The following is an 18,430-nucleotide window of genomic DNA, read 5'->3' as shown; positions in this document are numbered from 1 at the left end:
GCTTACGTGCGTGATGACCTGGGCGTTCCAGAGGGGCCGGTCGTGGGACAGCGGTGAAGTGAGCATGTCGGCGGCAATGTTCAACACTGCTTCCGGGAATCATTGGCCCAGATGGGACGGCCGCAGCCGAAGGGTACATTGACCAGTCGTTGACGTAGCCGTGGAACAGCACTGAGCCGCTGCGCCAGTCTGTCGAAGAGGGGAACCGGGTCCTGACCACCTTCCATGCCGAACATGAGGACGGCCCCCACTTGCATTGGCGCTGAGCCGCCATCCGCGTCCAGAGACATCATGTCTTCAGGGCTCACCCGGTCGAAATGTCGTGTGAGTGTCATTCCAATCTTCGAAGATCGGCCGGCCACCGGTGGTCAACTACATGCAGGATCGTCAGCGGCAGTTTGGCGCGGTCAGCGCGGCGGGCCGCCCACGTCACCGCGGCCTGGCTTTGCGCGGAATCATTGGTAGCAACAGCGAATGGTTTGGTTTTCATGGCCGGTCCTTTTGGGTTTCTTGCTGGTTATGGTGGGCAGTGAATGCCGGTGGGCGCCTGTGCTGCAGGGCCACAATGTCCCGGCGGGCCACGGGTGCTTTCGCCGGCCTTGGTCCGTGCCAAAACGGGCAGCGCCGGAGGTCAGGCCGGCGTCGTCGGGGTCACCGTCCCTGCGGTGTCACCACCATCGATGATGAACTCGGCGCCCGTGACGAACTGGGACTCATTGGAGGCGAGGTACAGAACCAAATCTGCCACCTCGCCCGGGTGCCCGACGCGGTTCAGGGGCGTATGGGTCATGTCCAGGGTCATTCCTGCTGTCATCGGGGTGGAGATCACGCCCGGGTGCACCGAGTTGACCCGGATGCCGTATCGGCCCAGGTCAAGGGCCGCACTCTTGGTCAGGCCGCGCACCCCGAATTTGGACGCCGAATATCCGGCGATTCCTTCGTATCCCCGGATGCCTGCTATCGAGGAGATGTTGATGATGGATCCGTTCCGGGACTGTTTCAGGGCCGGTATGGCCGCCCTGATTCCGTTGAAGGTTCCCGTCAGGTTTACCGCGATTACGGCGTCCCACTGCTCCAGGGTGTAATCCTCGATGGGGGCGAAGTTCACGATTCCGGCGTTGTTGATCAGGATGTTGAGCCCCCCGAAGTCATCGGCCGCGGTCTTCACCGCCAAGTCCCAGTCTCCGGGACTGGTAACGTCCAGATGCACGTACCTGGCGTCTGAGCCGATCCGTTCGGCGGTTGTTCGTCCCTCGTCGTCGAGCACATCGCCGAGCACTACTTTGGCTCCCTCGCCATGCAGGCGGGCGGCGATGGCGGCTCCGATGCCACGGGCGGCTCCGCTGACGAGGGCTACTTTGTCGATAACGCGTTCCATGATGATCCTTGGGCTTCTGTGGGGGATTGAGGGTGGCTGCGGCGTGCGGGCCCGGTCACCCGCCCGGTGCCGGACCGTCGCCGCAGCGTTCTCGGGGAAGGTGAAAACCCAGGGAAATCAGGTACACCCCGGTGCACATGAGAATGAGTCCCAGGACGCCCAGGGTGGGGATCCGAGCAGCCAGTGCGGTCGCAAAGACGAAGAGTCCTACCAGCATGGTGAACGCACCGGCGCTGGTGCGGGCGGAGGAAGGAGGCAGAAAGGATTCTGCTCCGAGTTTTGCGGCGAGCCGGGGGTCGTCGTTGAGCAGTTGATCCGCCAGTAGCTGGAGTTGGCGTTGTTCGTATTCAGTGAGAGCCACCGGTGCCTCCTTGGACGGTGAATGGTTCAGCGGTCAACGGTTTGTCCAGGCTGGCGGCTTCTTGCTCGACACCACCCGCCATCAGCTGCCTGGTCGTGTCCCGTGCGGAGAAGTACTCGGAAATCACGTTGATCCTGGCCCACGCGGGCAGCTTCGCGCCTTACATCGCCTACAGGACTTCTGTTTTCCTGTCCTGAAGTGTTGCTTTGCATGCTGTGGGGCTCCTACTTCTTATGCTTCCTGCGTTGAATAGGGGTTATCACAGTAGGGCACGGCAGGTGCGTCAGAACCGCGTGGGCCGTGGAACCGAGCAGAAGCCGTTTGAAACCGCCCCGGCCCCGGCTTCCCACCACCAGCATCTGGGCACCGGCGGCGGCCTGCACCAGCGCCTCCGCCGGCTCCATGTCGGTTTCCAGGACTTCGTGCACCACCAGGTCCGGATAATCCTCACCGAGGCCGGAGATGCTTTCGGACAGCACTACCTGCTCTTCGTCCACAATTCGCTGGGCCAGGTTCTCCGTGAGCAATCCACTGTCGATCGACCGGTCGGGCGCCCTGAAGGCGTAAACCACCGTGAGCTCCTGGCCCTCCCGGTCCGCCTCCGCGGCAGCGAAGGCAATGGCCTGCGTGGATTCTTCCGACCCATCAACCCCCACCACGACGCCCCGCCCGCCTTCTGTCTCCACGGCTCCGACCACGGCAACCGGACACTTCGCGGCGGCGGCTACCTGCAGGGCCCGGTCCGTCAACGAACCACCCAAGTGGGCGGAGCCGGATCCCACCACGAGCATCGACACCTTGCCTGAATACCTGCGCAACTCGCCCGCGATGCTTCCCTCGAGGACTTTGGTGGTGATGTCAATCGGAACGCTGCCGCCAACCCGCCCGGCCGCGGCGTCCAGCAGTTCGCCGCCCATCTCCACCAGAGTCCCGGTCCAGGAGACAGGCTTCGCGACCCAGCGGTCGTCTACAACATGAAGGATGACCAACGGCACACCGGCGCGTGCGGCCCGGGCTGCAGCCCACCTCACAGCCGCCTGGCTTTGGGCAGACTCATTGGTTGCAACGGCGATCGGCTTAGAATTTCTCACTGCTGGTCTTCCTTTCCTTATTGGGGCTGTGAACCACCAGAACCGAACAATGCGCGTGGGCAATACAGGCGGAGCTGACGGACCCCAGGAGCAGGCCGCCGAATCCGCCATGACCGCGCCTGCCGACGACGAGCATGTCGGCACGCCGACTGGCCTCTATGAGCGAATCACGCGGATGGCCTCGGACCACCCGCGGTAGGACGTTTGGGGGAGTCACTTGGCCGAAGGCGGCCTGTTCCACGGCCTCCTGCAGGACCATCCGCACGCGTTCCTCGAAACGGTCGATGCCCATCGCCACGTATCCCGCGTAAACTTGGGGATCCTCCCAGCAGGCGGTGGCCAGCACCTCGGCGCCCAGCGGAACAGCGAGCCGCTGGGCCTGCCGAAGGGCTTCCACCGAGGCCTCCGATCCGTCCACCCCCACCACGAACCTGCCACCCTCTGACGCTGACTCCTCCATGGCCGCTTCCCTTCATGGCTTCGTTGCTGCTATCAGACTGAGGGGTCGAACTGAACGTCAACAGGGCCAAAAGCCACCTAAAAACCGGAGGAACTGCCAGATCCGGAGAAACTCCCTCCGCTGCTGCCATATCCTGTGGTTCCCCCGCCGCCCCTGGCAGTGCTGACGCTGCCAACGCCGGTGTTCAGGCCGGAGTTGAAGGCCGGCACGGAGAAGAAGTAGTAGGACGGATAGACGGTTCCCAGGATGCTGGGTTCGTACTGCCGCCGCCGGCGTCGGTCCAGGCCATCCTCTGCGTTTTCCATCTCCCTGCGCATTAGCTTCGCTTCCTTCTCGGTCTTGGCAAAACCTTCGATCACCGTTTCGGCATGGCTTTTCAAGAGCTCCGACAGCTGGGTCCGGGCATCGCGTAACCGGTCCAGCGCAGCTTCGGGCGTGATGGAGCCGTCGGAGAGTTCGGCGGTCCACCGCTCGATATTGTGCAGGCTTTCGTCCCGGAAAGACCTGAGTGCTGCGGCCGTGGCGGAGCCGCCTTGCCCGTGATGCTTGGTGAGCAGTTGTTCCAGCCCGGCGAGGTCGGTGCGGAACGGTGCCAGTTGCCGGTCCCAAGCTGTGGGCCAGGTACTGGCCAGGTTCAGCAACGCGTTGCTGTCGGCGATGACGTCGTCCAGGGCGTCCAGTTCGGCTGCCGCGTTCGCGTACTCCTGTACCAACTGGAGGCCGGACCTGCGGCCCAGGGTCTTCGGGGTGAGGGCGTGTACCCGATTGGCCAGGCCGGTGGTGGCGTTGTATCGGTTGAGGAAGGTGCGATGTTTCTCCAGGACGTTGCTGCCGTAACGGGAGGACTCGGGGATGGTGCCGGCATTGAGTTCAGTGACGTCCAGGTCCGTGCTTACGCTGACGTAGCTCCGGTCTCCCCGCTCCATCTCCTTACGGCTGCGGGACCTTGTCACCGCTCGCACGATCCCCCAAGCGGCAGCGGCCAGCGCGGCGAGTACGCAGGTTATCCAGGCGGTGATGACGACGGCAGCCGACTGGTACCAGGGCTGGTTGATCAGTTCAGCGCCGCGCCGGACACCAGCCACGATTCCGTCTGTCCATTGCGCATCACGCAGGAGGTCCTTTGCGGCATTTTGGATGTCGTCGCGTTCTTCCAGGGAAACCTTGCGGTCTTCGCCCATGTAGGTACCCACGTGCCGGCCCACGGGGTCGAGGGCGAAGATGAAGAGCCCGTCTGCCCACTTCTGCCCGTCGGTGCTGATCCATTCCGGGTGTTCGCCTCGGGCGAAGCGAAGGACTTCTTCGTTCAGATTGTCAGCGGCGCTGCCGTTGTAGGTGTAAACAGCCACCTTGGTGCGCTCATGAAACTCGATCGCCCTGATGGCCGGGTCGAGGGTGTTGCGGTCAAGAACTCCCGCCCGGTCCTCCACAACAATGTCCACCGGTGTAGCAGCCAGGGCTGTGGGGCCCCCGGCAACCAGCAGGGCACCCATCAGCAGCAGCCCGATACTTTTCCACCAAGGTCTCTGAAGCAGAAACCGCCGACGCATCAGGCGACCGGTCAAACGATTCTTGTCTGCCATTTCAAGGGATCGGCCTCCGTCGATGGACCGGTCAAGTAGTATTCCCACATCGTGTCCAAAGGGGTTCGTCCTGCCGCTTTTATCTGTTCCTGAAGAGCCGCGTAGGTCCTGTTCAAGGTGTCGTAAGCTCCAGCGTGTATCGTCTCGAAAGCGTCTACCTCTGGAAGGGTGCTGGTAACGACATTCCCAGTGCCAGCCATCGGAAAACCGGCCTCAACGTCGATTGTCTGGGTGGGTGTTCCGCGGTAGAGAGCAAAAGGCGGACCGGCGAGTTGGACGTTCTGCGCTTCGGTCTCCGCTGCCACGGCAGCGAACGCACGACCGAAGAATTCAGTCAGGGCAGCCATCGGAACCCTCTCGCGAAGTACAGCAGTCTGCTGCTCAGGTATGTGGAGCATTCCGGGTTCTGTGTGCACGGTATTCACAAGGACAAGATCCCATCTGGAACTAGTCTCCGACAGGGCCGAATGGCACGAGACGTAAGCTAAAGAATGCGTTGCGGAAGTATCGCGATGGTCGGTGACGGCGTCAACGACGCCCCGGCCCTGGCCCCGGCCGACCTCGGCATCGCGATCGGCGCAGGCACCGAGGTGGCCATCGAGACCGCCGACGTCGTCCTCATGCGCTCGGACCCTCTCGATGTGCCCATCGCCCTGCGGATCGGCAAAGGCACCCTGCGCAAAATGCGCCAGAACCTGGGCTGGGCCGTGGGATACAACGCGATAGCGCTCCCCATCGCCGCCGGAGTCTTCGCCTTCGCCGGCATTGCACTCAGCCCCGAAATCGCGGCCCTGTCAATGTCCGGCTCCAGCTTCCTTGTCGCCGTCAACGCCCTCCTGCTCAAACGGCTGCGGCTGCCCGCCCGGAGACGCCCGAGGCCACCACCGTGCATGCAGCCCAGCCGCTGTCCCCGGCCGGCACCCGCTAGGCATCCCGCCATGGGCCTCCGCCTCATTGCCCGGGTGCTGTTCCTGCGCGCCGCGTGGCGAAGGAGGGACCACTGGGACGCCGCCCGGATCACAGCCACCAGGAACTCCGCCGTGCAACCTACACCGGCTCCGAGTTCTACCGGCGACACCACGCCGGCCTCCACGACGCCCCGATGGACCAGCTGCCACCCGTAACGAAAGCGGACCTGATGGACCACTTCGACGATGCCATCACCACACCGGACCTGAAGCTCGCTGACCTGGAAAACCATCTACGGGCCCTCACCGAGAGCGGCGGAGACCTTGGGCTGCCATGGCAGGGCCAGTGGTGGGCAGCGGCAACGGCCGGGACCACCGGCCGGAGCTCCACCTTCGTCTGGAACCGCACCGAATGGGCGACAGTCCTGGCCTCCTACGCCAGGGCGAACGACTGGGCTGGGATCTCCGCCGGGCTGACACGGCCACTGAAAATGGCGCTGGTGAGCTCCCGCGTCCCCACCCACCAGTCCGCCGTCGTTGGTGCCTCGTTGCGCTCCGGGCTCGTCCCCACCCTCCGCCTGGACGTCACCGCACCCATGGATGAGACGGTCGCCGCGCTAAACCGGTTCCAGCCCAGGATCCTGGTCGGCTACGCATCAGCACTAAAACCCTTGGCGGCGGAGCAGCGCGCCGGACGCCTTCACATCTCCCCGCAAGGCGTCATGTCCGCATCCGAGGTCCTCCGCTCACCCACCGCCTCCAAACTTGAGGCCGCCTGGGGAAGCAAACCTTTCGACGTCTACGCCGCCACCGAAACGGCAGGAATCGCATCCCCCTGCACCTACCGAAACCGCCACATCTACGATGATCTGCTCATCGTCGAGCCCGTAGACCAGGCCGGAAACCCCGTATCGGCCGGAACAACCGGGGCAAAACTCCTCGTGACGGTCCTGTTTTCCCGGACCCTTCCACTGATCCGCTACGAAATGTCCGACACACTAAGGCTCGGGGGACGGGGCTGCCCCTGCGGACGTTCGTTCACCCTTCTGCAGGACATCGAAGGCCGGGTTGAAGATGGCAAGGCACCCTTCGTACGATCCTTACCTGCCAGTAGGGACATGTGAGCAGTTGTCCAGCCCAAGGAAGCACCTTCGACGTCTCAGGAGTGCACACAACTTCTGACATTCGGCAGTCAACTTCTGAAACTGACACGGGCGACCAGGGCGTGACCTGGCTCTGGTAGCCGAAGAGACTGACCGATGGGTCGGAAGCGGATTCGTGCATGTCCTTCAGCGGGGACCAGATCGCCCAATTTGGAACGCTTCTCCGTGCCGCCCGGGCACGCCCGTCGCATCGAGATGACAGCGCCGCTCTTTTAGGGGAATTCTTCCGATGTCCTGTACGTTGCAGGACCGGCAACCCCCTCAACAGAAAGAGATGCACCTCCGTGGCAACCGATTACGATGAACTGCGCACCGACGTCAAGGAGTCCCAGGAAAGCTCGCTGGAGGCCCTGAAGTCCRCCAAAGCCCCGGACGCGAAGTCCGTGGTTCAGGAGCTCGACGAGGCTGACACCCTGGACGGCCTAACCCCTGGTGGCGAGTTCATTGCCGAAGAGCTCGTCGTTCAGATCATCCCGCAGGCTGACGATGAGTTCACCTGTTGGTCCTGCTTCCTGGTCCGCCACCGTTCGCAGAAGGCGCGCGAGAAGGACGGCCATGGCTACTGCGTCGAGTGTGTTGGCTGAGCGGTTCTGGCCGGCCGTCCCGGAGCATATCTGGGACGGCATCCGTGAAGAATTTACCCTGCCGCCTGTATCCCAGTTGGAGGCGCACTTCCAGGCTGTAGGCGATCCTGAGGCCATGCGCCGTACAGTCGGGGTGTTCATCGGGGAGGGCACATTCTGCCCGGGATTCCAGCTCAAAAACAGGCTCTTTCACGAGCCCGTTCTGCGGCTCTTTGACCAGGCGATGAGCCTGAAGATTCCTCATAACGTGTTCGCTGCGTGGATGGTCAGCCCGCTGCCCGGTCCGGCCAGCTCCCGTTCCCGGCCAGTGGACATACTGGGCAGCATGACGCTGCTCCAGAGCTCCCTGGTCGCCTTTGGTGACAAGTACCGGCCGGTCGAAAAGAGTAGCTAACGGCTTGGGGTTTTTCTGCTCTCCCGCTTGAATGGGGACTTACTGCTGATCCCTTCCAACCCTCGAACCACGGTGCGGAGAGGGTCACTGGTTTGGAAGAACGGTTGGAACCAGCGGGCCGCGCTGATTGCGTATGTCTCTTAGCCCATGACCTGTTGGTCGACCCACCGCTCTAGCGGCGGCACGAGCAACAGCGCCGCCACGAGAGCGACCATCATCACGTGCACGAAAGCATTCCATGCGGTCGTTCCGATTGTTTCGCCGGAGCCTACGGCCGCAAACCAGTACGGCAAGAGGACGAGAAGTCCCAGCGCCGCGGAGATGAGCGCAGCATATTCCCACCAGCTCCATCGGGCGAACAAGCCCCAGGTTGCGATGCAGAAACCCAGGATGGTTACCAGCGAAAGAACCATAGTGATGTTCCACAAGGCCCCGGAGGTGTCCTGGCCGCGAGTAGCGAAAGTGGGAGTAAGCCAGAGCCAGCTGCTTCCGGCCAATAGCAGTGCGATCCCCCCGAGGGTGCGAAGCGTGAACATCGTCAAACCTTCCGTGCCTATTGGGTGATTAGTGATTTCAGCCTCGCAGGGGGCCGGAGGCTGGCCTAGGGTCAAATGACCCCTTGCAGCTACATCCCTGTAGGTGGAGAGCCTCCGAGGCGGACTACAAAGCCAGCACTCGCACTCTCTTGCGAGGCCTCAGGTCATGGGCCGGACCGCTTAATCTGGGTCCTGGCTGACCTCAGCCGGAACAGGCCCAAAGCAGGATCAATTTGTCGGCGATATCGGTGAGGGGGCTCCAAATCAGAGGTCTTCGGCACCTTAGGGATGAGGGAAGGCCCTAAACCGGCGCGCCCGTTTTGCCTGTCAGCTGGGTCCCGCCGGTTTCGCACGCTTCTAGCTGCCTGGGAATCGCTTGGGTTGCGTCGCTGCTTCCTGAAATTCCGTCTGTGTAGGGCTATAGCAAGGACGATTAAAGGAACATGGATGGCCGGCAGGTTGTGCGCGAACCAGCGCGGCAGGTAGATGTCTGTGACGGATCCTGTTGGGTCGCCCAGGCGTTGGGCCAAGGGGGTTAGGGGGCAATGGAAGCCATTGCCCACAAAGATCAGTGTCTCCCCAGCCACAACTGCAGCAGCAGTTGCCGCTCGCCTGTCGGTCTTCCCACGGAACCCCGCATAGAGCAGATAGACCATGCAGGCCTCGATGCTAAACCAGGCGAGAGTATGAAAGACTTTAACTGCCCGAAGGGCCATCTGAGTTTTTCCCATGCCGTCAAGAGGAACACAGCCGGAGGCAGTTGCTTTAGGGTATTCCGGCCCGAAAGCGTTGGAAGCCTTGTTGGTTCCTCCTTTCGATGTGTTCGTCAAATCCTTGCCCTCCACTCCTTCCTTTTATCTCCGCGCAGTGGAAAAGACCTAACGCACCGGCAGTGGCGCGTCGTGCCAGACGGTCAGCAGCGGCGCCTCGACTATTTGGCGTTACCTTGCGTCGAAGCAGATGCCGTTGCCTCAGCCCGCGCCTTGATTCCCAGGAGCATTTTCCTCGTCATCGGGAAGTCCCCGAACTCCAGGAGGGGCACGGTGAGGATCAGGGAGGGGCCGGGGCGATAACACTGCTTGAGTCGCGTTACGAGCCGGGTCCCACCGTTGGGGAGTTTGGTCAATTGCCAGGCCCACGTGGAATCGGGCTTTGACCAGACGATGGAATCAGGCCTGTGAAGCGAGGCTACTGTGAAAGAGGTCGAGGGAGCGGCCTCGCTGGTCATTGGGGCTGCAACGTCTCCAAGGCGGGGGTCCTGCCACTCCGGCAGGACCGTTTCGGCGCTCGGCTCTCCAGGCGAGTCAAGCAGGTCGTATGCATAGAATCCTGCCCTTTTGAAGCCGACCTGCACCAGCCAAGGCCAAACCAACTCAGGATCCGCTTCTATAGTTATCGCCCTCGTGGCGGTGAAGTGCGACACCGGCACCAGTTCGTCACCGGGCACACCCAACAACAAACCGATAGCTAACTATGGCTTACTTGACGTAACGTCCACTATCGGCCCGTCAAAATCCGCGGGGGAGCGGCGGTAAAGCTTGCGCGAGGGTTTACGGGGTCGACCACCGGAAGCGCAGTGTCGAGAGGAGGCTCATCGCTGACGGCCGTCGGCCCAGAACCGCCGGAGCAGCCGGCTCCGTGGGCAGTTGACGCTTCATCCAGGTTCCGCTTTTTGACCAATCTGTTGCCCGCACCGGTAGTGACACATAGGCTCAACGTGTGAGTGGCGGGGACGGCAATCCGACAAGCGGATCCGGCCCGCGACCCGTGAAGGAAAYAAGCATGGCAACAGGTACGGTCAAGTGGTTCAACGCCGAAAAGGGCTTCGGWTTCATCGCCCCCGACGACGGAAGCGCTGACGTGTTYGCACACTWTTCRGCAATCGCATCCAGCGGTTACCGCTCCCTGGACGAGAACCAAAAGGTTCAGTTCGACGTCACGCAGGGCCCTAAGGGTCCGCAGGCGGAGAACATCCAGCCGCTCTAGGTAGTTCTCAGGAAGCTGGCCGGCTGGAAACCGTCAGCTTTTCTCTTCGAAGTTTCCCTGCAGTAAGCCCTCATCCACGCGCCTACTGGCAAAAGTGATTATTCGCTCTCGAACTACTCCATCCGGCCTCCGAGGACTGACGCTGGGCCGACGTATCTCGCAGGCCGAGGCTTACGAGACATATGCGGTGGCTTCCCCTGTTAGACGTCGTCGTGGGCACGGCCGGCTTCCGGAAACCAATCGGCGGTTCTCACCAATCGCAACGGTGTACGGGGAACGACAGGTGGACAGGACGGTTAGTGGCTGGAGCCTGTCTTCGCTTCGTTGGTTGCCCGCATGAGGGTCATGGTCAGGAGCGCCAGGAGCGCCAGGAGACGGAGCACGGCCATGACGATGGCGACGGTCAGCGGGCGACAACCCCCAGCGTCGATTCGAGCGCGGATGCGCCTAACCAGGTACCGATGGCGGTTCTTCCGTTGAACGCTGACACCGAAGTGGCTACTGCGAGCGTGGGTGCAGCAGCCCCGGCTGGGAAGAATCGGTCAGCGGGGCGGCTCGCCCCGGTTCAGCTGGTTCGAAAGAGCTTCAGCCGTTCTCCCATTGGAGTCCGAGGAGACGGAAGGCCTTGCTGAATTCAGGACTGTCGTGTTGCAGCTTATCGATCATCACATCCTGGATGTTCGGTGTGATTGGAGGATCGCCCGGACGCTCAAACACGGCCCAGAGGTGGAGATCGGCGCCGTGGCGGGAGGCAAGAGTGACGCCGTCGAAGTCTGTCATCTCACAGAGCCACGCGGCGACAGCCTGTGTCAGGCGCCGCGGCGGGCGTCCTTCAGCATCGCTGCGTCAAAGTCAGCCAGACCCAGGCTCAGGGCCGCGCCGATGAAGTGCGTACAGGGCTGCGACGCTGCCGGAGGCGGTCACCGCACAGTGGGCCCGACAACTCAGCCGATGCGGCCGCGCGTTCTCAGCCCCAAGCTTGGGCTGCGGCTTCCGCTGTTCCGGCGGCCCAGGCCCTGGCTACCTGAAGCCGGTGACCGTCGATGGCGACCTGACGGACCAGGACTTCATCGACCAGTACAATCACTGTGAGTCTTGATCATGGCTGGTCCGGGACTGGCTGGCAGGATGGCTATTGGCCGCCCGGCCCCCGAAGATGTGACTCATACAATCATTGACATTTGATTGTTTTGTTGTGGACTTGTCCATCTCTTGGGGTGGGTGGCCGTACCATTCCGGCCCACCTCGGTAGCTTGATCATAAGATTGTCCACCCTATGGCGGGGCATGACCCATCACAGTGCTGTCCCGACGTGACTCCTACCCGGACTGATGACGGCCGTTGACCCATGTCCATCGCTCTTCGGAAAGGTGCCGTGACCGCCATGTCCATCGTCGCTCATGCCCACCCATTTGTCGTAGGTGTCGACACACATGCCCGCAACCATGTCTACCCAATCCTCCACCAGCGGCGAACTACTTGAAACCCGGGAATTTCCCACCAACGCGGTCGGAATCAACCGGGCCGTTGACTGGGTCGCCCGCCGTACCGGCGCGGATGCCGACACCTTCTGGGTCATCGAAGGTGCCGCGACTTACGGGGCCTCGTCGGTTGATCTCCTAGCGGATGGGCTCCGCGGGACCTGATCGCCCGTCCACACACGACCCGGACGATAGGCTTTATGTTCGCGCCCGTTCCATCATTGGATAGCACGAAGACGCCATTGACCAGCGAAATCGCTGCTCCCAAGGAGACCCACCTCCTGTTTTAACATTCACTGGCAAGGAAATCTGACATTTTATATGGGTTCAAAAGTTGGTGAAGCATGTTGCAGTACGTGCTGCGCCAGATCTCCGCGAACTAGCGGATAGTCCCCGGGAGGCCGCGACTCCCGGGGAATCTGGAACGTTTCGTTTGTCCTTCGCATGACAGCCGCCTGCCTCTGACCGAAAGATGACCTGCGCGGCTGCTTTGCCGGAGGCGTTAGAGTTAAAAGGCACGTCTACCACCGAAGGGAGGGGCCGTTGGGAATCTTGGAGACCATCCGGAACCCGCAGGACCTGAGCAAATTGTCGGCAGCTCAGCTGGACCAGCTGGCTGGCGACATCCGGAAATTCCTGATCAGCAACGTCTCGCAGACCGGTGGACACCTCGGACCCAACCTTGGCGTCGTGGAACTCACCATGGCCGTGCACCGCATCTTCGACTCGCCCCGCGACAGCATCGTTTTTGACACCGGGCACCAGTCATATGTCCACAAACTCCTGACCGGGCGCCAGGACTTCAGTACCCTGCGGCAGCAGGGCGGCATGTCCGGATACCCGGCCCGGGCCGAGTCCGAGCACGACATCGTGGAAAGCTCGCACGCTTCCTCCTCGCTGTCCTGGGCCGACGGAATCTCCCGCGCCCGCCAGCTGACCGGCGACGGCGACCGCTACGTCGTGGCGGTGGTGGGCGACGGCGCCCTGACCGGCGGCATGGCATGGGAAGCCATCAACAACATCGCGGCTGACAAGCGGCGGCGCGTGGTGATTGTGGTCAACGACAACGGCCGCTCCTATGCGCCCACCGTGGGCGGGTTCGCCGACTACCTGGCTTCACTGCGCCCCACCATCGACTCCTTCCGCACCGCGCCCGCCTACGAAGGCACGCTCGACTGGTGGAAGCACAAGCTCCAGAACGGCGGCCCGCTGGGGCAGCTGACCTACCGCAGCCTGCACGCCATGAAAAAGGGCATCAAGGACTGGTGGGCGCCCCAGGGCATGTTCGAGGACCTGGGCATGAAGTACATCGGACCCGTGGACGGCCACAACCTGCAGGCCATGGAACACGCCCTCGCCAGGGCCAAGCAGTACGCCGGACCGGTGATTGTCCATGCCATCACGGAGAAGGGCCACGGCTACGCGCCCGCCCGCGCCCACGAAGCCGACCAGTTCCACGCAGTGGGCATCATCGATCCGGAGACCGGCGAACCCACGGAGGGTGCAGCCGCCCAGTCCTGGACGTCTGTCTTCGCCACTGAAATTGCGGACATTGCGGACGATCGCCAGGACGTTGTCGGCATCACCGGAGCCATGCTCATCCCGGTCGGCCTGCACAAGTTCGCCGCGCGACACCCCGATCGCGTCATCGACGTCGGAATCGCCGAGCAGCATGCGCTGACCTCGGCGGCCGGAATGGCCTTCGGCGGACTCCACCCCGTCGTCGCCATCTACGCGACCTTCCTGAACCGCGCGTTCGACCAGCTGCTGATGGACGTAGCCCTGCACAAAGCCGGCGTGACCATCGTCCTGGACCGCGCGGGCGTCACCGGCCCGGACGGCGCCAGTCACCACGGCATGTGGGACATGGCCATGGTCCAGATCGTCCCCGGGCTCCACCTGGCGGCGCCACGCGATGCCTCACGGCTCCGGGAGGAACTGCGGGAAGCCGTCGCCATCGAGGACGCGCCCAGCGTGGTCCGGTTCTCCAAGGGAAGCGTCGGCGCGGAGGTCGAGGCACTGGAAAGGCTGAGCGACGGCGTTGACGTCCTGGCCCGGCGGCCGAGCGGATCCACCGAAAACGACGTCCTGATCGTGAGCGTCGGCGCCATGTCCGAGCTCGCCCTGGATGTCTCCAACCGGCTGGGCGCCCAGGGGATCAGCTCCACAGTGGTGGATCCCCGGTGGGTCCTTCCGGTGCGCCGCTCCATCGTGGCACTCGCGTCCCACCACCGGCTGGTCGTCTGCATCGAGGACGGTGTGCGGGCCGGCGGGGTCGGCTCCCGGATCCGCCAGGAGATGCGTGCCGCCGGGGTGGACACCGCCCTGAACGAGGTGGGCCTCCCGGTCGACTTCCTGGACCACGGCACCCGCAGCCAGGTCCTTGAACGGGTGGGCCTTACGGCCCAAAAGATCACCCACGACGTCGTGGCGCAGGTTCTGGGAACCAAGGTGCCTTTCGCACGTCCCCTGCCGGGGCAGGAACATCCCAGTACCGGTAGCCTGCCCATTCTTTAAGGGCTCCGCACGGCGTTCGCACCGGCCACCACCGAGTTTTCAGGCCATGAAGGCCCACCACCATCCACCGTTCGGCGGCAACAGACCGCGGGCGATCCAGAAAAGAGCGGCATGAGCGGGATTATCCGGGTTTACAAGCGTGACGAAGAAGGGGCCCTCCAGTTCAGGGAGGCCTGGTACGACGAGGACTACAGCCAGTTCGTCATGAACCACGGGGCCGTAGGGCACCAGAGCAAGACCGATGAGACTGACGTTCCGGACGCCGAGGCAGCAGAGCGCCTGATGGATGCCTTCGCCGTGCAGTGCGCCGAAGACGGCTATGCCGAAATTGCGGATGAAAAGCAGTTCTGGGTAGTTGCCCAGTACGCCCTCAAGACCCGGGAAGGCACCAGCCGGGACCGGTACCTCGAAGAAAAGGCCAAGGATGCCCTGATCAGCCACCTTGCCTGGCGCGGCCTCGGGACGGTCGAACGCTCCGAATTCAGCGACTCCAAGCTGAACATCTTCTGCCTCTGCCCGGATGTCAACAAAGCCGTCAGCGCCATCAAGGTCTGCATCCGCGGTGAGGACCTGGACTTCACCAAGCTGAGCATCGGCGCAGCCCCGTTCAGCGATCCGACAGTTCTGAAACTCAAGCATTCACCCAAGCAAGCCACAGCATTCACCCTCTAACAAAGCCCGCAGCTCAATGGAAGGCAGAACGCCATGACAAAGAAGTCAGTCCAGCCAGGCCGAACACCGATTCCCCGGGGCATTGCCTCGCCCGCCCGCAGGGTGCTGGCCCATTCAGGCGTTGAGACGCTTGAGCAGCTCGCCCAGCTCGGAATGCGGCAGATGACAGAGCTGCCTGGCATGTGCCCCAAAACCATGGCCCAGCTGCAGGACGCCCTGGACGAGCACGGGCTGGGGTTTGCCGCCAGCTGAGCGGGCCCCTGGCTGACCGGCTTCGACCTGGAATGACGGGCCGCCGCTGGCTGCCGTTATAGGGTGAATCCATGAGCGAATACCGCCGTCTTGGAAAATCCGGACTGACCGTTTCCGTCGTGGGACTTGGCTGCAACAACCTTGGCCGGGCCAATACGGTGACGGAATCACAAGAGGGGACTGACGCCGTCGTGCATGCCGCCTTGGACACGGGGGTGACGTTCTTCGACGTCGCGGACACGTACGGCCGGGAACCTGGGCTCAGCGAAACAATGCTCGGCAAGGCGCTGGGCAGCAGGCGGGACGAAGCCGTGGTGGCGACGAAGTTCGGCATGGACATGCGCGGAGCCAACGGCAGCGATCACGGCGCCCGCGGTTCCAGGCGCTATATCATCCGCGCCGCGGAGTCCTCCCTGCGGCGGCTGGGCACCGACTGGATCGACCTGTACCAGTTCCACACCCCGGACCCGCTCACCCCCATTGAAGAGACCCTCGACGCCCTGGACGAGCTGGTGACCAGCGGCAAGGTCCGGTACGTCGGCCATTCCAACCGTGCCGGCTGGCAGATCGCCGAGGCCGAATTTGTCGCCCGGGCCCGCGGCGGTGCCCGCTTCATCTCGGCGCAGAACCACTACAACCTGCTGGACCGCCGCGCCGAACTTGAAGTCACGCCGGCAGCGGAGGCCTACGGGATCGGGGTGCTGCCGTACTTCCCCCTCGCGAACGGACTCCTGACCGGTAAGTATGCCCCGCACCAGGCGCCGCAAGGCTCGCGGCTGAGCCACACCCGCACCCAACTTGTGGACGACGCGGACTGGCGGCAGCTGGAGCAGTTCAGCGCCTTTGCGGCCGCGCGCGACCTCACCGAAGTGCAGGTGGCCTTCTCCTGGCTCGCAGCGCAGCCGTCGGTCAGCAGCGTCATCGCAGGAGCCACGAGGCCCGAGCAGGTCCGCCAGAACGCCGAGGCTGTCGCCTGGGTGCCCAGCGAGTCCGAGCTGGCGGAGCTGGACGCCATCTTCCCGCAGACCCCCAAGGTGGCCCTGTTCTGATGCAGTCCATCCTGATGGACGTCGACACCGGGATCGACGATGCCCTCGCGCTGGTCTACCTGCTGTCCCGCCCGGAGGTCAGGATCCAGGCCATCACCTGCACCGCAGGAAACGTGGGCGCACGGCAGGTGGCCCTGAACAACCTGGCACTCCTGGAACTCTGCGGCAGGTCCGGCGTGGAGGTGGCCATCGGGGCCGAGGCGCCGCTGAAGATACCGCTGGTGACCACCGAGGAGACGCACGGCCCGCAGGGCATCGGTTACGCAGAACTCCCGCCGCCGGCACAGGCAATCTCGGAACGCCATGCCGTGGACGTCTGGGTAGAGACAGTCCGGGCCAATCCGGGGGAGATCACAGGTCTCATCACCGGCCCGATGACCAACTTCGCGCTGGCACTGCGCCGCGAGCCGGAACTCCCCAGGCTGCTCAGGGGCCTGGTGATCATGGGCGGATGCTTCAACTACCAGGGCAACACCACCCCCACGGCGGAATGGAACGTGTCCGTTGACCCGCACGCTGCGCAGGAGGTCTTCGCCGCCTACTCCGGCCTTCCCTCGGACAAACTGCCGGTGGTGTGCGCCCTCGAGACCACGGAGCGGATCGAACTGCGGCCGGAGCACCTGCAAAGGCTGGCGGAGGCCGCCGGGGCGGCCGGACCGGAGCTCGTGCTGCCGGAGCAGCCGGAAGGGCAGCGCAGCGCCTCGGACAATCCGCTCGTGGCCTGCCTCGCGGACGCCATCCGCTTCTACATGGAATTTCACCGGCTGTATGACCAGGGATATGTCGCCCACATGCACGACGCCTTCGCCGCCGCCGCCGCCATCGGCCGCACGCCGTTCCAGACCCGGACGGCAACCGTGCACGTGGAAACCCAGTCACCCCGGCTTTTCGGCACCACGGTGGCGGACTTCCGTGGCCTCTGGAATGAGCCGCCCAACGCCCGCATCGTGACGTCGAACGATCCCGCGCAGTGCTTTGACGAGCTGATTGCGTCAGTGGGGTCCCTGGCGCGCGCCCTCCCGGCATCCGGGCACCGCGTGTACCCGTAGCACCACGGATTGCGCGTAGCACGCCGTGCCCGGCGGTCGGTAGGATGGTAGCCGGGCCAAGGTGACATAGGCGCCAACTTTTGCGTACGCGGAAGATCACGCCACGGGGGCGGGACCCGCCGTCATCAGCCTAAGGATCCACCATGTCACAGCCGTCCCTGACCCTTCCCACCCCTGGACAGCAGGCGGGCCGAAACCGCCGCCTGCTCGAGCTCTTGGGCGCCGCCGCCATCGCGGCCACCTTCGTCTACCTCGTACTCACCCAGCCCGCCGACATCGCGGGCGGACTGGGAAGCGTCTCCGCCCTCGTTGCCCTGGGCGGCTTCCTGCTCGGCGCCGCCCTGCTGATCGCCGGTGTGCTCCCCACGCTTCCCACGTCGACAGTTGTGCTCATGCCGGTGGCACTGGTCCTGAACATCGTTCTGGGTCAGCTCATGGGCACCAGCGGGCTGCCCTTTTACTTCGATGCCATCGGCACCGTGCTGGTTGCCGTGCTCGCTGGCCCCGCGGCCGGCGCCGCCACCGGCGCCCTGAGCAGCATCGTCTGGTCCTTCATCAACCCCACTGTCCTGCCCTTCGCCGCGGGTGCGGCCCTGATCGGGTTCCTCGCCGGCACCGCCGCCCGCTACGGGCTGTTCCGGCGCTTCTACCTCGCACCGGTTGCGGGCTTCGTCACTGGAATCCTGGCCGGCGTGGTCTCCGCGCCCATCGCCGCCTTCGTCTTCGGCGGAACCTCAGGGGCCGGGACCGGCGCCATCGTCAGTGCCTTCCGGGCCATGGGCGACACTCTGCTCGCCGCCATCACCAAGCAGGCCCTGATATCGGACCCCATGGACAAGGCCATCGTCTTCGCCATCGCGGCCACGCTGGTCTACGCCCTCCCGCGGCGCACCACCTTCCAGTTCCCGTTCGTGCGCCGCTTCAACGTTCTCGCAGGCAAGGACCCGGCCAAAAGGGATTCCTGAC

Annotated in this window: 20 protein-coding genes and 2 pseudogenes; 12 read left to right on the top strand and 10 right to left on the bottom strand. The window is 63.8% G+C overall.

Going from position 1 to position 18,430, the window contains the following annotated elements; all coding sequences use genetic code 11:
- Window positions 1-80 precede the first annotated feature (80 nt).
- From AC1D14_RS05055 to AC1D14_RS05020, 8 genes are all read right to left on the bottom strand, one after another.
- Window positions 81-293: a wax ester/triacylglycerol synthase domain-containing protein gene (locus tag AC1D14_RS05055; protein ID WP_354962120.1), complete on the bottom strand. Its 213-nt coding sequence runs from the start codon at window positions 291-293 to the stop codon at window positions 81-83.
- A gap of 38 nt (window positions 294-331) precedes the next feature.
- Window positions 332-490, bottom strand: a complete 159-nt coding sequence (locus AC1D14_RS05050; protein ID WP_230116705.1) for a universal stress protein — start codon at window positions 488-490, stop codon at window positions 332-334.
- Window positions 491-631: 141 nt separating this feature from the next.
- Entirely contained in the window at window positions 632-1,378 is a 747-nt protein-coding gene (locus tag AC1D14_RS05045; RefSeq protein ID WP_230116704.1) for an SDR family oxidoreductase, read from the bottom strand.
- Between the two features lie 55 nt (window positions 1,379-1,433).
- Window positions 1,434-1,739 (bottom strand): DUF3040 domain-containing protein, encoded by a 306-nt coding sequence (locus tag AC1D14_RS05040; protein ID WP_230116703.1) that lies wholly within the window; start codon window positions 1,737-1,739, stop codon window positions 1,434-1,436.
- A 224-nt stretch (window positions 1,740-1,963) separates the two neighbouring features.
- The gene (locus AC1D14_RS05035; protein WP_230116702.1) at window positions 1,964-2,830 is read right to left on the bottom strand and encodes a universal stress protein; all 867 of its coding nucleotides are present in this window, start codon (window positions 2,828-2,830) and stop codon (window positions 1,964-1,966) included.
- Window positions 2,817-3,290 carry a universal stress protein gene (locus AC1D14_RS05030; protein ID WP_230116701.1) on the bottom strand — a complete coding sequence of 158 codons (474 nt, stop codon included), beginning with the start codon at window positions 3,288-3,290 and terminating at the stop codon, window positions 2,817-2,819. Before AC1D14_RS05030 ends, AC1D14_RS05035 begins: the two co-directional genes overlap by 14 nt.
- 77 nt (window positions 3,291-3,367) lie before the next feature.
- Window positions 3,368-4,783: a DUF5129 domain-containing protein gene (locus AC1D14_RS05025; protein ID WP_230116700.1), complete on the bottom strand. Its 1,416-nt coding sequence runs from the start codon at window positions 4,781-4,783 to the stop codon at window positions 3,368-3,370.
- Window positions 4,784-4,851: 68 nt separating this feature from the next.
- Complete coding sequence (locus AC1D14_RS05020) at window positions 4,852-5,220, bottom strand: GyrI-like domain-containing protein (RefSeq protein ID WP_476968152.1); 369 nt, start codon at window positions 5,218-5,220, stop codon at window positions 4,852-4,854.
- 159 nt (window positions 5,221-5,379) lie between these two features.
- Here AC1D14_RS05020 and AC1D14_RS05015 point away from each other — a divergent pair.
- From AC1D14_RS05015 to AC1D14_RS05000, 4 genes and pseudogenes are all read left to right on the top strand, one after another.
- A pseudogene (locus AC1D14_RS05015) lies at window positions 5,380-5,736 on the top strand (HAD-IC family P-type ATPase); the annotation flags it as partial.
- Between the two features lie 275 nt (window positions 5,737-6,011).
- Entirely contained in the window at window positions 6,012-6,905 is an 894-nt protein-coding gene (locus AC1D14_RS05010) for a phenylacetate--CoA ligase family protein (protein WP_476968151.1), read from the top strand.
- 323 nt (window positions 6,906-7,228) lie between these two features.
- On the top strand, window positions 7,229-7,528 hold the full coding sequence (locus AC1D14_RS05005; protein WP_476968150.1) for a DUF4193 domain-containing protein: 300 nt from the start codon (window positions 7,229-7,231) through the stop codon (window positions 7,526-7,528).
- Entirely contained in the window at window positions 7,500-7,922 is a 423-nt protein-coding gene (locus AC1D14_RS05000; protein ID WP_476968149.1) for a hypothetical protein, read from the top strand. Before AC1D14_RS05005 ends, AC1D14_RS05000 begins: the two co-directional genes overlap by 29 nt.
- Window positions 7,923-8,062: 140 nt before the next feature.
- On the opposite strand, the gene AC1D14_RS04995 is transcribed toward AC1D14_RS05000, so the two are convergent.
- Entirely contained in the window at window positions 8,063-8,458 is a 396-nt protein-coding gene (locus AC1D14_RS04995) for a hypothetical protein (protein WP_230116695.1), read from the bottom strand.
- Between the two features lie 1,782 nt (window positions 8,459-10,240).
- Here AC1D14_RS04995 and AC1D14_RS04990 point away from each other — a divergent pair.
- On the top strand, window positions 10,241-10,444 hold the full coding sequence (locus AC1D14_RS04990) for a cold-shock protein (protein ID WP_476968148.1): 204 nt from the start codon (window positions 10,241-10,243) through the stop codon (window positions 10,442-10,444).
- A gap of 585 nt (window positions 10,445-11,029) precedes the next feature.
- On the opposite strand, the gene AC1D14_RS04985 is transcribed toward AC1D14_RS04990, so the two are convergent.
- Window positions 11,030-11,224 carry a hypothetical protein gene (locus tag AC1D14_RS04985; RefSeq protein ID WP_476968147.1) on the bottom strand — a complete coding sequence of 65 codons (195 nt, stop codon included), beginning with the start codon at window positions 11,222-11,224 and terminating at the stop codon, window positions 11,030-11,032.
- A gap of 595 nt (window positions 11,225-11,819) precedes the next feature.
- On the opposite strand from AC1D14_RS04985, the pseudogene AC1D14_RS04980 reads away from it, so the two are divergent.
- The 7 genes and pseudogenes from AC1D14_RS04980 to AC1D14_RS04950 all read left to right on the top strand — a co-directional run.
- Window positions 11,820-12,048 (top strand): annotated as a pseudogene (locus AC1D14_RS04980) (IS110 family transposase); the annotation flags it as partial.
- Between the two features lie 420 nt (window positions 12,049-12,468).
- Window positions 12,469-14,442 (top strand): 1-deoxy-D-xylulose-5-phosphate synthase, encoded by a 1,974-nt coding sequence (gene dxs, locus AC1D14_RS04975; protein ID WP_476968146.1) that lies wholly within the window; start codon window positions 12,469-12,471, stop codon window positions 14,440-14,442.
- 111 nt (window positions 14,443-14,553) lie between these two features.
- Window positions 14,554-15,114, top strand: a complete 561-nt coding sequence (locus AC1D14_RS04970) for a hypothetical protein (protein WP_230116691.1) — start codon at window positions 14,554-14,556, stop codon at window positions 15,112-15,114.
- A 33-nt stretch (window positions 15,115-15,147) separates the two neighbouring features.
- Window positions 15,148-15,366: a helix-hairpin-helix domain-containing protein gene (locus AC1D14_RS04965; protein ID WP_230116690.1), complete on the top strand. Its 219-nt coding sequence runs from the start codon at window positions 15,148-15,150 to the stop codon at window positions 15,364-15,366.
- A gap of 71 nt (window positions 15,367-15,437) precedes the next feature.
- A complete protein-coding gene (locus AC1D14_RS04960; protein ID WP_230116689.1) occupies window positions 15,438-16,415 on the top strand; it encodes an aldo/keto reductase in 978 nt (325 codons plus the stop codon).
- Window positions 16,415-17,464: a nucleoside hydrolase gene (locus AC1D14_RS04955; RefSeq protein ID WP_476968145.1), complete on the top strand. Its 1,050-nt coding sequence runs from the start codon at window positions 16,415-16,417 to the stop codon at window positions 17,462-17,464. The genes AC1D14_RS04960 and AC1D14_RS04955 overlap by 1 nt, the downstream gene beginning before the upstream one ends.
- A gap of 143 nt (window positions 17,465-17,607) precedes the next feature.
- A complete protein-coding gene (locus AC1D14_RS04950) occupies window positions 17,608-18,429 on the top strand; it encodes an ECF transporter S component (RefSeq protein ID WP_476875991.1) in 822 nt (273 codons plus the stop codon).
- The last annotated feature ends 1 nt before the right edge of the window (window position 18,430 follow it).

It is taken from the genome of Arthrobacter sp. P1_B11, assembly GCF_056406715.1.
The sequence above is the reverse complement of the archived record's forward strand: the minus strand, read 5'-3'. Positions and strand labels throughout refer to the sequence as shown.

Excerpts from the sequence above, each read along its gene's own strand:
- AC1D14_RS05000 (WP_476968149.1), top strand. The coding sequence starts at position 7,500 with ATGGCTACTGCGTCGAGTGTGTTGGCTGAGCGGTTCTGGCCGGCCGTC.
- AC1D14_RS05045 (WP_230116704.1), bottom strand. The coding sequence starts at position 1,378 with ATGGAACGCGTTATCGACAAAGTAGCCCTCGTCAGCGGAGCCGCCCGT.
- AC1D14_RS04950 (WP_476875991.1), top strand. The coding sequence starts at position 17,608 with ATGTCACAGCCGTCCCTGACCCTTCCCACCCCTGGACAGCAGGCGGGC.
- AC1D14_RS04955 (WP_476968145.1), top strand. The coding sequence starts at position 16,415 with ATGCAGTCCATCCTGATGGACGTCGACACCGGGATCGACGATGCCCTC.
- AC1D14_RS04995 (WP_230116695.1), bottom strand. The coding sequence starts at position 8,458 with ATGTTCACGCTTCGCACCCTCGGGGGGATCGCACTGCTATTGGCCGGA.
- AC1D14_RS05010 (WP_476968151.1), top strand. The coding sequence starts at position 6,012 with ATGGACCACTTCGACGATGCCATCACCACACCGGACCTGAAGCTCGCT.
- AC1D14_RS05055 (WP_354962120.1), bottom strand. The coding sequence starts at position 293 with ATGATGTCTCTGGACGCGGATGGCGGCTCAGCGCCAATGCAAGTGGGG.
- AC1D14_RS05020 (WP_476968152.1), bottom strand. The coding sequence starts at position 5,220 with ATGGCTGCCCTGACTGAATTCTTCGGTCGTGCGTTCGCTGCCGTGGCA.
- AC1D14_RS04970 (WP_230116691.1), top strand. The coding sequence starts at position 14,554 with ATGAGCGGGATTATCCGGGTTTACAAGCGTGACGAAGAAGGGGCCCTC.
- AC1D14_RS05030 (WP_230116701.1), bottom strand. The coding sequence starts at position 3,290 with ATGGAGGAGTCAGCGTCAGAGGGTGGCAGGTTCGTGGTGGGGGTGGAC.
- AC1D14_RS04960 (WP_230116689.1), top strand. The coding sequence starts at position 15,438 with ATGAGCGAATACCGCCGTCTTGGAAAATCCGGACTGACCGTTTCCGTC.
- AC1D14_RS04985 (WP_476968147.1), bottom strand. The coding sequence starts at position 11,224 with ATGACAGACTTCGACGGCGTCACTCTTGCCTCCCGCCACGGCGCCGAT.
- AC1D14_RS04965 (WP_230116690.1), top strand. The coding sequence starts at position 15,148 with ATGACAAAGAAGTCAGTCCAGCCAGGCCGAACACCGATTCCCCGGGGC.
- AC1D14_RS05050 (WP_230116705.1), bottom strand. The coding sequence starts at position 490 with ATGAAAACCAAACCATTCGCTGTTGCTACCAATGATTCCGCGCAAAGC.
- AC1D14_RS05025 (WP_230116700.1), bottom strand. The coding sequence starts at position 4,783 with ATGGGTGCCCTGCTGGTTGCCGGGGGCCCCACAGCCCTGGCTGCTACA.